The sequence below is a fragment of the Oceanotoga teriensis genome (assembly GCF_003148465.1).
GTDB classification, from domain to species: Bacteria; Thermotogota; Thermotogae; order Petrotogales; family Petrotogaceae; genus Oceanotoga; species Oceanotoga teriensis.
The window spans coordinates 1-14,513 of record NZ_QGGI01000032.1; the positions used below are offsets into that span (position 1 = coordinate 1).

The window sequence follows — 14,513 nt, forward strand, 5'->3', positions numbered from 1 at the left end:
ATCATTATTCCTTTTTTTAATAACTCATCTTTATATTCTTTTTTTTCTTCAAGATTGTATAGCTTTACTAACATATCTGGCATTTTTATCACTCCAATATATAAATATATTAATATAATATCATATAATATAAGAATATTACAGTATAATATTTATAAAGGAAATTATAAAATCTTTTAAAAACATAATATTTTTAAGGAGATGGATTATGAAAAAATGGTATGATGAAGAATATGAATGGGAAATTGAAGTAATAGGTTTTTTACGTGGAAATAAAACAGAGAGATATTGTAGAAATGGTGAAGAAATTGGTGATATATATACTTGTACATATGGTTGTCCTGTAAACTCAAATGGTCAAGGTATTTGTTCAAAAGTAATGACTATTATGTTTCCTATTATGGAAGCAGTCAGAAGTGGTGGCGATTTAATAAATATCGGTGGAAATAGTAAATATAGTAAAAATATTGTTTGCCCAGATGGTAATGTTATATTTAAAATGACTGCAAAAAAACTTGATAATGAAAATTTTTATACAGGTAATTTTTTTGATTAAATAAAAAGACATCAGACTAAAGTTTTTAATTTTAGTCTGATTTTATAATTAAGATCTTGAAGTATAATGTGTATGTAATAATTCATGAGATTTTTCGCTATTCGGATGATCTAAATATTCCTTATAAAGTTTTTTTATTGAAGGGTTTTCATGAGATTTTCTGTATTCACTATTTTTGTCTATATCATAAATCGCAGTCATTCTTTCAATTAAAGTATTCTCATCTGTTGGAATTGGCTGGCCACCGCCACCTATACAGCCTCCTGGACAAGCCATGAATTCTATAAAATGATATTGTTTTTCACCATTTTTTATTTTTTCTAAAATAGTTCTGGCATTTCCAAGTCCATTTACGATGGCTATTTTTATATTTTTATTTGCAATTTTTACTTCGGCTTCTTTAATGCCTTTAATACCTCTTAAATCATGAAAATCTATTTTTTCGAGTTCTAATCCAGTTATTACTTCATAAGAGGTTCTAAGTGCAGCTTCCATAACTCCTCCGCTTGCTCCAAATATTACTGCAGCACCTGAAGATTCTCCAAGCGGTTCATCATAAAGAGATTCTTTTAAATTACATAGATCTATACCAGCATGTTTAAACATTTTTGCCAATTCTCTTGTAGTTAGAACATAATCTACATCATTTATCATTTCTTTTCTCTGCATCTCATATTTTTTTGCAGTACAAGGCATTATAGAAATAACTTTTATTTTATCTTTCGAAATATCATTTTTTTCTGCAAAATATGTTTTTGCTATTGCTCCAAACATTTGTTGTGGAGATTTACATGAAGAAAGATTTTTTATGAATTCGGGATAATTATGTTCTACGAATTTTATCCATCCAGGGCTACAAGAAGTCATTAATGGAAGGTCTTTTTCGTTTTTTAAACGGTCTATAAACTCATATCCTTCTTCCATTATTGTTAAATCAGCTGCAAAATTTGTATCAAAAACTTTATCAAATCCGAGTAATTTTAATCCTTCAACCATCTGATAAGGAGAAATTTTTCCTGATTTTTCATTAAATTCTTCTGAAATGGCTACTCTTACTGCAGGAGCTGTTTGAACTATTGTAAAGTACTGATTAGATTCTATTGCCTCCCAAACTTGATCTATATGATATACTTCATGTAAAGCACCAGTAGGACATTCTAATATACATTGACCACAATTTGTGCATTCAACATTTCCCATTCCTTTATCCATAAAAGTTGTCACATGGGTTTCTGGTCCTCTATTAGCTATTGTTAATATATTTATATTTTGAATTTCAGAACATTTCCTAACACATCTATTGCAAATTATACATTTTTGTGGATCTCTTATTATTGAAAAACTACTTTTATCTACAGGTTGTTTTTTGTTTATAGGAGGTATTCTAATTTCTCTTATACCTATTTCATCTGATATTTTTCTTATTTCGCATGAATTAGCTCTTGAACAGTTTAAACAATTTGAACTACAATTTATATCATGTGAAGCAATTATTAGTTCCATTATTACTTTTCTTACATGCCTTACTTTTTTAGAATGAGTTTTTATATTCATTCCATCTTCAATTAAAGTAACACAAGCAGGCATTAGATTTTTTTTATTTTCAACTTCAACTGAACATAATCGACAACTTCCATAAGGAGCTAATTTTTCATTAAAACATAAAGTTGGAATTTTTATATTTGCTTTTTTTGCAGCTTGTAAAATTGTTATTTTATCATTGAAGGTATAAGATCTATTATTTATTTTAATGTTGATACTCATGATTTTTCACCTTCTTATTTAAAATGGATAAAATTAAATTGACAGAAGATTGACCAAAACCACATCTTGAAGCTAAACCTATTGCTTGCTTTATTTCACTTATTATTTCAATTTTTTCTTTAGATATGGTATTATTTTTTATAGAATTTTCTAATATTATATTTATATTTTTATTTCCTTCTCTACAAGGGAAACAAGTTCCACAAGTTTCATTTTTGAAAAAATCGGAAACATTTTTGAGTATTTCAAAAATATTTTTCTCATTATTTATTATTATCATTCCACCTGAACCTATTGAACTACCTATTTTTTCTAAATCTTCATAGGTATATAAAGTGTTTAATTCTTCTTTTATTAAACATTCGGTTGCAATTCCACCTGGAATAATCATTCCTATTTCTTTTCCTATTATGCCACCACACATTTTTATTATGTCGTTTATAGTATTTTTACCGAATTCAACTTCATATACACCACTTTCGTATATATCACCACTTACAGATACTAATTTAGTTCCTCTGCTATTTGAGGTTCCCATTTCTAAAAAAATATCATTTTCATATTTCATTATTTCGGCACATGTGCAAAGTGTTTCAACATTATTTACAACGGTTGGTTTATCATATAATCCTTTATTTATAGGTAAGGGCGGTTTAATTCTTGATATACCTCTTTTACCTTCAATTGAATTTATTAATGATGTTTCATCTCCACATACATAAGCCCCAGCACCACGTATTACTTTTAAATCAAAAGAAAAATTACTTCCAAGTATATTATTACCAATTAAGTTATTTTTATACATTTTTTCTATAGTTCTTTTTATTTTTTTTATTGCAAGATCATATTCTCCTCTTATGTAAATATAACCATATCTTGATTTTGTTGCATATCCACATATTAATATACCTTCAATTACTTTAAACGGCATATTTTCCATCAAATATCTATCTTTAAAAGTTCCAGGTTCTCCTTCATCTCCGTTACATATTACAATTTTTATGTCAGAATCAATTTTATTTGAAAATTCCCATTTTAAACCCGTTGGAAATCCTGCTCCTCCCCTACCTTTTAGGGTAGATTTTTTTATTTTTTTTACTACATCATCAGGTAAAATTTTTAAAGATTTTTTTAATCCTTCAAAAGGGTAATTTTCATATTTTAAATTGATATCAGATTTTAAAAAGATTTTTTCCATAGTATCACTTCCTAATTTAAAGATTTTAGTATTTCTAAAACTTTATCTTTAGTTAGATACTTATAATAATGTCCATTTATAGACATAACAGGTCCTTCCCCACAATGACCTAAACATTCTACAACTTCAAGAGTAAATTTTTTATCTTCAGTTGTTTCTCCTTCATCGATTTTTAAATAATTTTTTATAGTTTTTAAGATGTTTTTTGAGTCTTTAATTCTGCATGAAACACTATCACAAATTCTTATTATATATTTACCTGTTGGTTTTAAATAAAACATAGAATAAAAACTTATAATTCCATATAAATGGGCTTTAGGTATTTCATGTTTTTTTGCTACTCTTATTATATCTTCTTCTGGAATATAACCGTAAGTATCTTGAAGATTATGAAGTTCTTCTATTAATTCAATTTCATAAAAAGACTGCATAATTTCACCCCCTTTTAAATTTCATTTGAGAATTTTATAACAAGAATAATAAAATGTTAATAAATTATTAAATAATTTATTTTAATTATAAGAGGATAAAATTAATTTTTTATTACTTTTAAATGTTTTTTATATTAAGATGAGTAATAATTCACAAAAAAGAAGTTTTATTTTATTTTTTTAGTGTATAATAAATAATGGGTATGATTATTTATTTTTTATTAAAAATATAAAATAATAGATATGAATTTGGAGGGATAATATGAAATCTTTAATAATTTATTCGAGTAAAAAAGGAACTGGTGAAAAAATTGCGAATTATATAAAAGATAGTGTTGATACAGAAATACAAATTGAAAAAATAAAAAAAGGTTTAGAAATCAATCAAAATGATTATGAAAATATTATATTGATATCTTCTGTTTATGCAGGTACTATGAATAAAGAATTTATTAAGTTTTCTGAAAATCTTTTACTTAATAAAAATTCTGAACAAAAAATTTATTTTTTAGTTGTTTCTGGATTTGAAGAAAAATTTCAAGAGTTTGTAGAAAATAATATAAGAAATAATTTAGATAAAATAGATATGATAGAGTATGCAGGATATTGCTATGATTTTAATAAGATGAATTTCTTTGAAAAATTTATAATAAAAAAAGTTGCAAAAGTTAATGAATCTGTTGAAAATATAAGAAAAGATAATATAGAAAAAGTGATTAAAAAAATAATATAATCTTATGTTTTTGATATGAGGGGGATAATATGAAAAAAATAAGAAAATATTATGATGATTTTGTAGAAAAAGAATGGATGAGACTCGATAAACATAAGATTGAATTTGAAATTACTAAAAGAAACATGAAAAAATATATTAAGAATAATTCAAGAATTTTAGATATTGGATCTGGTCCGGGAAGGTATAGTATCTATTTATCTCAATTAGGTCATAAAGTTACATGTGTTGATATATCCGAAAATAATTTGATTTTTGCCAAGAAAAAAGCTGAACATTTCAATGTTGAAATTGAAAAATTTATAAATACAGATGCAATAAATTTGAATATGATAGAAGATGAAAGTTATGATGTAGTTTTGAATATGGGGCCTATGTATCATATAATGGAAGTTGAAAATAGGAGAGAGTCTATAAATGAATCTTTGAGAGTTCTTAAAAGAGGAGGGATTTTATTTGTTTCATTTATAAGTTCATATGCTCCTATAATAGATTGCTTGAAAAAATATCCGGAAAACATAAAGACTTCAGAAGATTTGTTGAATTATTTAAAAGATGGAAAAAATATATCTGATGATCTCAATTTAGGATTTACTGATGCATATTTTATAAATCCACATGATATAAGACCTTTTATGGATTTATTCTTAATAAATGAATTAAAATTGACTGCTATTGAAGGTTTATCAGCTTTACAGGAAGAAAAATTAAACAATCTTGATGAAAGTACATTTGAAAAGTGGATTGATATTATATATAAGACATCAACAGATCCTTTAACTTGGGCTTCCAGTGAACACATGCTTTATATAGGTAAAAAAAAGTAATAGTTAATATATAACTATTACTTATATATAAAATCAAACACAACTGAATCGCCTATGTATTTATAACCTATTTTTTTATATATACCATTTGAAGTTTTATTTGACATATCTGTATATAGTGAAGTAAATTTATATCCTTCATTTAATATTTTTTCGCTTAATTTTGATACACATGAAGAAGCAAACCCTTGATTTCTAAATTTTTTAGGAGTGTATACGAGGTTTATTGCATAGCCATTTTCTGTGGGCCTTGTTTTTTTTGCCATTGAAACTGGATTGTTTTTGTACTCCCATAAAAAAAGTCTTTTATTATCTATACTATTTTCTGCTAATTCATAAGCTTTTTTATGAGTTATTTTTTCTAAAGCTTCTTCAGAAAAGTCAATGATCCACTTAGATATTGTGTTTATATCATTTTTTTCAGCTAATCTTAAGTTACCTTCAGATATTTCAATATGGTTTAATTTTTGAAGTTTATATATTCCTTGATTCATAGTTAGTTTAATAGAACAATTTTTTTTTCTTTGCCAAATTTTATTAAATGGTTTTATGACAGAAGAAGGACCGATTACACCACTTATTAAAAAATCTTCATCTATTAAAAAGTCTGATAATATAGAACAACTTTGTTCTGTAGGCGGATTTTCTGAATATAAAACTAATCTATCAATAGTTTTTATTAGTATAATTTCAATTTTTGAATTATTTTCTATATATGCAAATATTTGATCATCATAAAAACTTTTTTCAAAAGCAGATAAGATTATTCCTATAGGAAGATTGTTTAAAGCTTCATATTTTATAAGGTGCTTTTTTACTTTAGTATAAAAGTCTTTTGCATTATTATGTCTTATAATTTTCATATTTAATCCTCCAAAATTTTATTTTATAAGGATATTTTGATTTTTTTTAAACTTTTTTTATAAGTTAATTCTGTGATAATTATAACATATATTTTTAAAGATAGAGTATATATTTTATATACTCTATCTTTTTTATATTTTAAAATGTTCAACTTGTAAATTAAGACTATCTGATAAGTTATGAAGTCCTGTGGAAGTTTCAAAGATTTCATTTTTTATGTTCAATTGTTGATCTGATATTTTTAGTAAAGCATTTAATTTATCTACTATTTCTGTTATAGAATGAGTTACACTATCCATAGAAGAGCTTATTTCACTTGTAGAATAGCTTTGATTTTCAGAATTTTCATTTAATTTTTCTATTTTTAATTCCATAGAATTTATTAATATATCTATTGTCTTGAAGTTTTCTATCGTAGTTAACATTTTTTGATTTACTTCATTTAATGAATTTAAAGCATTATTTGTTGAAAAATTTACTTTTTCAGAAGTTTTTTTAAGTTCATTTAGTATATTAGAGATTTCTTCAGTAGCTTTGTTTGATTCTTCTGCCAGATTTCTTATTTCTGATGCTACAACAGCAAAACCTTTTCCTGCTTCTCCAGCACGTGCAGCTTCTATTGCGGCATTTAAAGCTAATAAGTTTGTTTGTTGTGTTATAGAACTTATACTATCAACTATTGATTCTACATTATTAGTTTTATTTTTTAAATTATCTGAATTCGATTTTGTTATTTCGAATTCTTTTAATGAATCTTTAATCATTTCTTTTATTGAATTTAAATTTTCTTTTCCATCATTTGATGATTTAGCAGTATTTATAGCTATTTTTTTTAATTCTCCTGTTTCATTTGATATAGCGTTTGCCGAAGCTGTTATTTCTTCTATACCAGAATTTACTTCTTCTACATTTGCTGAAACATTTTCAGAATTATTAGAGATTTCTTCTACACTACTTTTTAAAGAATTTGAAAATATATCTAAGTTATCTGTATGTGTTTTTAAATTTTTAGAATTAAATTCGAGAAGAAAAGCAGAATTTTTAAATAATTCTATAAATCTTTTATAATCATACCTTAAAGTATTTAAACTTTTTGATATTATTCCGATTTCATCTTTGCTATTTATTTCGTATTCTTTAGTTAAATTGCCTTTACTATATTCGTTTATGGTATGGCTGATATTTTTTAAAGGCATCATTATTTGTTTTTTTATGAAAAATGATATTATAAATATCATTACTATAAGTATTATTAAATTTGATGTTAAATTTGTAAAAAAATTAATTCTGACATCTTTAAAAGAATTTTTTATATTCATATAAGTATAAAAATTCCAATTTGTGATTTTTGAATTAGTTAATATATAAGTATTTTGATTATCTTTTGTGATTAAAAAATTAGATTTGTTATTTTTATCATCGAATAAATTTATATCTATGTTTTTTTCCGTGGAAATTATTTTATTATTTTTTGAATCCGTTATAAAAACATTGATGTTATTTTTTAAGTATGGAATAATATTTTTTTCTAATAAAGATAAATCTATATTTATAGAAATAATTCCCACTATATTATTATTGTTTTTTACAGGTTTTGATATTGAGATTATAGTTTTATAATTTGATAAAACGTATGGTGAAGATATGGAGACATTTTCTTCATCTTTTATAGTTTTTTTATAAATAGTATTTTTTATATTTTCAATATTATTAGTATCTTCTGGTACAGATATATTAGTATTATCTGAAAGTATATAAGTTATAGAATAAATGTTAGGATCAGAATTTTTATAATCCGTTAATAAATTATTGGCAAATTTTTTGTATGTATTATCATCAATTGATTGTTTCAAATTAATGTTTTTTGATAAAAAATCTACTATAGTTTTATAATTTGATATATAAGTTTCAAAATTATTCTTTATTAATAGATTACTTTCGATCATGTTTTCTGACAAAAAATCTTTTTTTTCTTTCAATTGATTAAAATTATTAAAAAATATTAATAAAAATATTGGTAGTACTAAAATAATAAAATATATAATAATTTTCTTGTTAATACTCATCAAAATCCCTCCATAAAATATACAATAAAAAATATATTGAAGCCTTTAAATATTATACCTTAAATAATTACTGTTAATTATTTTTGTAAGTAACCATAACAAAAAATTAATCAAAAATATCTATTAAATGATTAATGTAAAGTATATTAAGAGACTTTACATTAAATATATTTTTTTTTAATGATTATTTTTTATTTTTAATATTATAATTGTATGAGATGGGAGGTTTTATTATGAAAGTAATTGGATTTAATGGTAGTCCTAATTTAAAAGGCAATACCTATCAGGTATTGAATATATTTTTTGATGAATTGAATAAACATGGTATAGAAACTGAAATAGTTAATATAGGAACTAAAGTTATTAGAGGTTGTATTTCATGTGGAACATGTTTTAAGACAAAAGATGAAAAATGTGTCTTTGATGATGAAGTTAATACATATATTCAAAAAATTAAAGAGTCTGATGGGATAATATTAGCTTCACCAGTTCATTTTTCTGGAATTACAGGAACTATGAAATCTTTTTTAGATAGAGTTTTTTATGTTTCTACAGCAAATAAAAATATTTTCAGACATAAGGTAGGTTCTGCATTAGTTGTGACAAGAAGAACTGGTGGGATGACAGCTTTGAATCAACTTTATAATTATATAAATTATTCGGAAATGATAGTGCCAAGTTCAAATTATTGGAATGTTATATACGGCACAAATTCAGGAGATATAAATAAAGATCTTGAAGGATTACAAATTATAAAAGTTCTTGCAAAAAATATGATATGGACTTTGAAAAATTTTGAATTATCTTCTGTTAAAGAACCAGAAGCAGAGAAAAAAATAATAACAAATTTTATAAAATAAAAGGGAGAATTTAATCTCCCTTTTATTTATTAGCTTTTATATTCTTCTTAACATTTCTTCGAAAACATGTTTCATTTCTTCTTTGTCTATTTTGTTAATCAATTCAGAATAAGATTCTACTCTATTTCTTTTTAACATAAGACATACACCTCCTGCCAAATGCCAAAGTATTTTGGATAAAATTAAACGACTGTCAAAAATATATTATTATATTAATAATAATGATGTTTTAATTTTTTTTAAGTATTATTTAGTCATTTAAATTATATATAATGAGGTTAAGTCTATGTCAAGGGTTTATAATAACTTTTTAGGTTAATTTTGTGAAAAATATGAAGTTCACCTGATTAATAATTAGAACATATTTCATTCATAAATAGAATTATTTTTTTGTTATAAATAAGGTTAAATACTTTTTTAGTTTTTTGATATAAAGATTAAATAATTATGTGAGAGAATTTAAAAGAGTTTATAAAATATTCTTAGAGGTGTATTTATGTTGAATTTTTTTATTGGACTATTTTTTAGTTCTATCATAGCTATTATTGCTTATAAAAGTAATTCGCTTACTTTTAGCGGTTCTTTATGTGCAATTTTTGTAGGGACTTTGATATATACATTTGGGGGATTTTATCTTTCTATAATTATGATTTCTTTTTTTGTATCTTCTTCTTTAATTACAAAATTTAAAAAAGATATAAAAAATGATTTTGAAAAACTATATAAAAAAACATCCAAAAGAGATTATACACAAGTCTTAGTCAATTCATTACCTGCTATTATATATTCTATATTATATTTTTATAGTAAAAATAATATGTTTCTTGTCGCTTATGGAGTTTTTTTTGCCGCGGCTAATTCTGATACATGGGCTTCAGAGCTTGGAGTTTTAAGTTCTCATGATCCAATAAATATACTTACATTAAAAAAAATGCAAAGAGGTATTTCTGGAGGAGTAACTTTAACAGGATTATTTTTTTCATTTATAGGTTCTTTTTTTATTGGTATTGTATTTATGATTGGATATATTATAATTTTTAAAAATTTTTTAGTTCTTGAAATTGTAAAAATGTTTTTAATAATTACTTTTGGTGGTTTTATAGGCTCTTTTTTAGATAGTTTATTGGGAATTCTTTTTCAAAGTTTGTATATAGATTCTATGGGAGTTTATACCGAAAAAGAATTTTCAAATGGTAAAAAGAATAAACTTGTTAAAGGATATGCTTTTTTTGATAATAATATGGTAAATCTTTTAAGTACTTCTTTTGTTAGTTTTTTGAGTGTTTTTGTATATAACTTTTTATAGAAATCTTATGATTATGTATTTAATATGATACTTCTTTAGAAGTATCATATTTTATTTTTACAGACTTTTTTTATATCATTTTAAGTAATGTTTTAATAACTTATTATATTTGTTTTGGTAATTAATTTGTTTAATTTGTAATATTTGAGCGTTTGTTGTATAATATAATTGACAAATATGTACTATCATTGTATAATCGTTATACGATATAACTATAATTATATAAAAGGGGCGAAAAATATGAAGATAAGAACAAAGTTAAGTGTGTTTATACCTCTTTTTGTCGTTTTAGGTTTTATATTTGTGATAATTATTTTTTTGTTTTTTGAAAATAAATTATATGATTTTCAAAATGAAAATTTTATAAAACAAATAGATTTTTCTTTTAATTCAGAATCTAATAATATTGAAGAGTCTTTAAAAAGAACTCTTGATTCTATTTTAGCTGATGAAAAAGTTTTAAAATCTTTTTATGAAAAAGATAGAGATAATCTTTTGAACATTTTAAAAGATTCTTGGAATACTTTGAGCGAAAATAATATAGCTCAATTTCAATTTCATGAAAATGCTAGATCTTTTTTACGACTTCATAAACCTGAAAAATTTGGGGATGATCTGAGTGGATTTCGTAAAACTATAGTTCAAGTTGAAAAGAATAAGAAATCAGTTTCAGGATTTGAAGTTGGAGTCGCGGGACTTGGTTTTAGATATGTTAGACCCGTTTATTATGAAGATAATTATGTTGGGACGGCTGAATTGGGTCTTGCCATTGATTCTACTTTTCTGAATAAAGTAGAAGGAGATTCATTTATTAAAGTGTTTAAAAGTGATATGACAGAAGGATTTATTATTTATGAAAATAAAAATTATGATATAGATTTGTTTTTGAACCATGAGCAGTATATAAAATCAGAAGAAGAACCTTATTATTATGAAGTTGATAAAAATAATATTTTTGTAATGCTTCCACTAAGAGATTTTTCTGATGAAATAATAGGATATATAGGGTCTAAAATAGATTATTCTAATATTGTTGAGGTTAAAAAGAATACCATTTTTTATTCTGGAATTATAAGTTTTATTGCTTTAGGTATAATAGTTATATTTTCTTTTATTATTTCTAAAAAAATAATTAAACAGATAAATTTTTTAAAAAATAATGTTGATGAGTTTTCAAGGGGTAATATGATAATTAATTTTGAGGATATGAAATATGATGATGAATTTAAAATAATAGCTTCTTCACTTCAAAGATCTGTTGATGAGCTTGGAAAATCAATGATAAGAATTACACAATTTGCACAAGGTTTGGGAAGTTTAAGTTCGACTCTTACAAGGAGTTCTAAAAAAAGTCAAAATAATTTAATTAAAAGTAGAGAAAAGATTTCATTAATAAATGAAAATACTATTGATACTTCCGAAAGAATTCATCAGGTTAATGAAAGTGTTCAAGATTTATCAACTGCAAGTGATTCACAGGCAGTATCGGCTCAAGGGCTTAGTGAAATTTCTAATGATATATCTAAAAATTCTGATGAAGGTGTAAGGGCCATTGAAAAAATGAGTGAAATGCTCTTTACAGCTGTTGAAAAATCGGAACTTTCAATGGAAAATTCAGATATTTTGATGAAAAGTTCTGTAAGAATAAGGCAAATATTAGAAACTATTGATAGTATTACAGAACAAACAAATTTACTTGCATTGAATGCTGCAATAGAAGCAGCTCGTGCTGGAGAAGCAGGAAAAGGATTTGCTGTTGTGGCAGATGAAATAAGAAGTCTTGCTGAGGAAAGTAAAAGAGCAACTGAGAATATATCAAATATAATTAAAGATTTAGTAGAAATATCTAAGAAAACCAATGTTTCTAATAAAGATACTGCAGAGTTGATAAAAAACACAGAGACAGAAACTAAATCGATTCTTCAGAAATTTGAAAATATGAATGTGAAAATGAATGATTTGAATGAAATAGTTGAGAATTTTTCTGCAAGTACTGAAGAAACAAATGCAACGGCTGAAGAGATAAGTGCTAATATGCGAAATTCATCTGATAAGGTTGATGAAATAAGAAATAGTATTAAAGAAATTCTTGATAATAATGATATTATGCTTGAGGATAGTGAATATTTAGTAGATATTTCGGATAATACTATAAAAAATGTTGGAGATCTAATTTCGATGTTATCTTCTTTTGATATATTTGATAATCATATGAAAAAAAGAGAGTTTGAAAAGGCTTTAAAAGCTCATGAAAAATGGGTTAAATCATTTCAAAAAATAATAGAAGGGGAAGAAATAGAAGTTGAAAGTGATCATAATAGATGTAGTTTTGGTATTTTTTCAAAAATAGTAAAATGTAGAAAAGAGTATGAAAAAGAATGGGAAGAAATCTTGAGATTGCATGAAGAGCTTCATAAAAAAGCTAAAGAAATTAATAAAGGTAGAGATTTGAATATTTTAATGAATGAATTAAAAAATATTTCTGAAAAACTCCAAAATGGTATAAAGAATATGATAAATAAATTGTAAAGAAATCCCCAATCTTTTATGATTGGGGATTTTTATAATTATTTTTATTATTCGCAATAAACTGCCGTGCCAGAAGCTGTAACCATTAACATATTTCCACCTTGTCCTAAAACTTCATAATCAATATCAACTCCAACTACAGCATTTGCACCGAGTTGTGAAGCTCTTGCTTCCATTTCTCTTATAGCATCTTCTCTTGCCCTTATTAATTCCCCTTCATAAGATCCAGATCTTCCACCAAAAAAATCTCTTAATCCAGCAGCAAAGTCTTTTAAAAAATTCACACCCGATACTACTTCGCCAAATACTATACCTTTATACTCTATAATTTTTTTCCCATCAATAGAATTTGTTGTTGTGACTATCATAATTAGCCCCTCCCTTTCAATTGGATTATTAATATTATACATTATTTTTTTTTATTTAATGTCCAGATAATCTTCCTTCTTCTAAACATTTTGTTTCTATTTTTTTAAATACAATATTTCCAATTATTAAAAGTAATAAAGAAGTTATTATTAATATTATTATTTCAAATTTTATATTGAATAAAGATTTTTGAGATATTAAAAAATATCTTGTTGTATCATATACATAAGTTAAAGGTATTAATAATGATATAAATAAGATTCCTTTTGGAAATACTTTTATGGGGAAAAAGCTACCTGATAATCCGCTTATTAATGAATTTGACATATCAATTATAGGATTTGCATTTTTGGCTAATAATACTAAACTTGCTATTATTATACCTAATCCATAAAAACCTATTATAGATATTATTATTATTAATATTGCTTTTAACATATTTCCATTAATATTGAAATTGAATGCAAAGTGACATACTATTATAGTTATGACTATTTCTAAAAAAGTTATAAAGTAATTGTATAAACTTTTTCCTACTATTAAATGAATTTTGTTTATTGGAGCTGACCAATTAGATTCTAAAACGCCTTGTTGCATTTCTTCTTTAATTGAAAAACCCATCCCCCACAATGTTGATATTAGTATTGAAGATATTATATATCCAACTACTATAAATCCAATATAATCTGAGTTTCCTGCATAATATTCAAATCCTGGAAGATTTCCATTTTTAGTGAATCCTTTTCCCATAAAATAAAATGGAGCTATCCACATTATAGGCATAAAAAAATTCATTAAAAAATTTATAGGATATCTTATATATATTTTTAATGATATTATAAATCTTGCTTTGTATACATTAAGAATATATTTAATATTATTCATATTTTATATACCTCCTATATTTTTAATATCTAGTATCTTTCTAAATTCTAAAAACGTTTATTTAAAGTAATTTTAAACGATGTTAAAAGGGATATTTACCTCCATAGGTTATAATTAAATTGTTA

13 protein-coding genes are annotated in these 14,513 nt (G+C 24.2%); 6 read left to right on the forward strand and 7 right to left on the reverse strand.

Going from position 1 to position 14,513, the window contains the following annotated elements; genetic code table 11:
- Window positions 1-208: 208 nt before the first annotated feature.
- Entirely contained in the window at window positions 209-556 is a 348-nt protein-coding gene (locus C7380_RS12975) for a TIGR04076 family protein (protein WP_109606611.1), read from the forward strand.
- Window positions 557-604: 48 nt separating this feature from the next.
- Here the strand turns inward: C7380_RS12975 and C7380_RS12980 are convergent, their stop codons facing one another.
- Genes C7380_RS12980 through nuoE form a run of 3 tightly spaced genes read right to left on the reverse strand, consistent with a single transcriptional unit; the run spans window position 605 to window position 3,949 of the window.
- Window positions 605-2,320, reverse strand: a complete 1,716-nt coding sequence (locus tag C7380_RS12980; protein ID WP_109606612.1) for an NADH-dependent [FeFe] hydrogenase, group A6 — start codon at window positions 2,318-2,320, stop codon at window positions 605-607.
- A complete protein-coding gene (locus tag C7380_RS12985) occupies window positions 2,304-3,518 on the reverse strand; it encodes a complex I 51 kDa subunit family protein (RefSeq protein WP_109606614.1) in 1,215 nt (404 codons plus the stop codon). Before C7380_RS12985 ends, C7380_RS12980 begins: the two co-directional genes overlap by 17 nt.
- Window positions 3,519-3,529: 11 nt before the next feature.
- A complete protein-coding gene (gene nuoE, locus C7380_RS12990; protein WP_109606616.1) occupies window positions 3,530-3,949 on the reverse strand; it encodes an NADH-quinone oxidoreductase subunit NuoE in 420 nt (139 codons plus the stop codon).
- A 262-nt stretch (window positions 3,950-4,211) separates the two neighbouring features.
- Between nuoE and C7380_RS12995 the strand changes: the two genes are divergently transcribed.
- Both C7380_RS12995 and C7380_RS13000 read left to right on the forward strand, forming a co-directional pair.
- On the forward strand, window positions 4,212-4,682 hold the full coding sequence (locus tag C7380_RS12995) for a flavodoxin domain-containing protein (protein WP_109606618.1): 471 nt from the start codon (window positions 4,212-4,214) through the stop codon (window positions 4,680-4,682).
- 29 nt (window positions 4,683-4,711) lie between these two features.
- Complete coding sequence (locus C7380_RS13000) at window positions 4,712-5,509, forward strand: class I SAM-dependent methyltransferase (protein WP_109606620.1); 798 nt, start codon at window positions 4,712-4,714, stop codon at window positions 5,507-5,509.
- Between the two features lie 17 nt (window positions 5,510-5,526).
- On the opposite strand, the gene C7380_RS13005 is transcribed toward C7380_RS13000, so the two are convergent.
- Both C7380_RS13005 and C7380_RS13010 read right to left on the reverse strand, forming a co-directional pair.
- Window positions 5,527-6,372, reverse strand: a complete 846-nt coding sequence (locus C7380_RS13005) for a GNAT family N-acetyltransferase (protein WP_109606622.1) — start codon at window positions 6,370-6,372, stop codon at window positions 5,527-5,529.
- Between the two features lie 132 nt (window positions 6,373-6,504).
- Window positions 6,505-8,439 carry a methyl-accepting chemotaxis protein gene (locus tag C7380_RS13010; RefSeq protein WP_109606624.1) on the reverse strand — a complete coding sequence of 645 codons (1,935 nt, stop codon included), beginning with the start codon at window positions 8,437-8,439 and terminating at the stop codon, window positions 6,505-6,507.
- 233 nt (window positions 8,440-8,672) lie between these two features.
- Between C7380_RS13010 and C7380_RS13015 the strand changes: the two genes are divergently transcribed.
- The 3 genes from C7380_RS13015 (at window position 8,673) to C7380_RS13025 (ending at window position 13,134) form a co-directional block, all read left to right on the forward strand.
- A complete protein-coding gene (locus C7380_RS13015) occupies window positions 8,673-9,299 on the forward strand; it encodes a flavodoxin family protein (protein WP_109606626.1) in 627 nt (208 codons plus the stop codon).
- 496 nt (window positions 9,300-9,795) lie between these two features.
- A complete protein-coding gene (locus tag C7380_RS13020; RefSeq protein ID WP_109606628.1) occupies window positions 9,796-10,605 on the forward strand; it encodes a DUF92 domain-containing protein in 810 nt (269 codons plus the stop codon).
- Between the two features lie 240 nt (window positions 10,606-10,845).
- Window positions 10,846-13,134 (forward strand): methyl-accepting chemotaxis protein, encoded by a 2,289-nt coding sequence (locus tag C7380_RS13025; RefSeq protein ID WP_158274916.1) that lies wholly within the window; start codon window positions 10,846-10,848, stop codon window positions 13,132-13,134.
- 47 nt (window positions 13,135-13,181) lie between these two features.
- On the opposite strand, the gene C7380_RS13030 is transcribed toward C7380_RS13025, so the two are convergent.
- Together C7380_RS13030 and C7380_RS13035 are read right to left on the reverse strand one after the other, a co-directional pair.
- Window positions 13,182-13,502: a putative heavy metal-binding protein gene (locus tag C7380_RS13030; protein ID WP_109606633.1), complete on the reverse strand. Its 321-nt coding sequence runs from the start codon at window positions 13,500-13,502 to the stop codon at window positions 13,182-13,184.
- A gap of 55 nt (window positions 13,503-13,557) precedes the next feature.
- A complete protein-coding gene (locus C7380_RS13035) occupies window positions 13,558-14,388 on the reverse strand; it encodes an ABC transporter permease (protein ID WP_109606635.1) in 831 nt (276 codons plus the stop codon).
- Between the last annotated feature and the right edge of the window lie 125 nt (window positions 14,389-14,513).

Excerpts from the sequence above, each read along its gene's own strand:
- C7380_RS13020 (WP_109606628.1), top strand. The coding sequence starts at position 9,796 with ATGTTGAATTTTTTTATTGGACTATTTTTTAGTTCTATCATAGCTATT.
- C7380_RS12985 (WP_109606614.1), bottom strand. The coding sequence starts at position 3,518 with ATGGAAAAAATCTTTTTAAAATCTGATATCAATTTAAAATATGAAAAT.
- C7380_RS13010 (WP_109606624.1), bottom strand. The coding sequence starts at position 8,439 with ATGAGTATTAACAAGAAAATTATTATATATTTTATTATTTTAGTACTA.
- C7380_RS13025 (WP_158274916.1), top strand. The coding sequence starts at position 10,846 with ATGAAGATAAGAACAAAGTTAAGTGTGTTTATACCTCTTTTTGTCGTT.
- C7380_RS13000 (WP_109606620.1), top strand. The coding sequence starts at position 4,712 with ATGAAAAAAATAAGAAAATATTATGATGATTTTGTAGAAAAAGAATGG.
- C7380_RS13005 (WP_109606622.1), bottom strand. The coding sequence starts at position 6,372 with ATGAAAATTATAAGACATAATAATGCAAAAGACTTTTATACTAAAGTA.
- nuoE (WP_109606616.1), bottom strand. The coding sequence starts at position 3,949 with ATGCAGTCTTTTTATGAAATTGAATTAATAGAAGAACTTCATAATCTT.
- C7380_RS12975 (WP_109606611.1), top strand. The coding sequence starts at position 209 with ATGAAAAAATGGTATGATGAAGAATATGAATGGGAAATTGAAGTAATA.
- C7380_RS12995 (WP_109606618.1), top strand. The coding sequence starts at position 4,212 with ATGAAATCTTTAATAATTTATTCGAGTAAAAAAGGAACTGGTGAAAAA.
- C7380_RS13035 (WP_109606635.1), bottom strand. The coding sequence starts at position 14,388 with ATGAATAATATTAAATATATTCTTAATGTATACAAAGCAAGATTTATA.
- C7380_RS13015 (WP_109606626.1), top strand. The coding sequence starts at position 8,673 with ATGAAAGTAATTGGATTTAATGGTAGTCCTAATTTAAAAGGCAATACC.
- C7380_RS12980 (WP_109606612.1), bottom strand. The coding sequence starts at position 2,320 with ATGAGTATCAACATTAAAATAAATAATAGATCTTATACCTTCAATGAT.
- C7380_RS13030 (WP_109606633.1), bottom strand. The coding sequence starts at position 13,502 with ATGATAGTCACAACAACAAATTCTATTGATGGGAAAAAAATTATAGAG.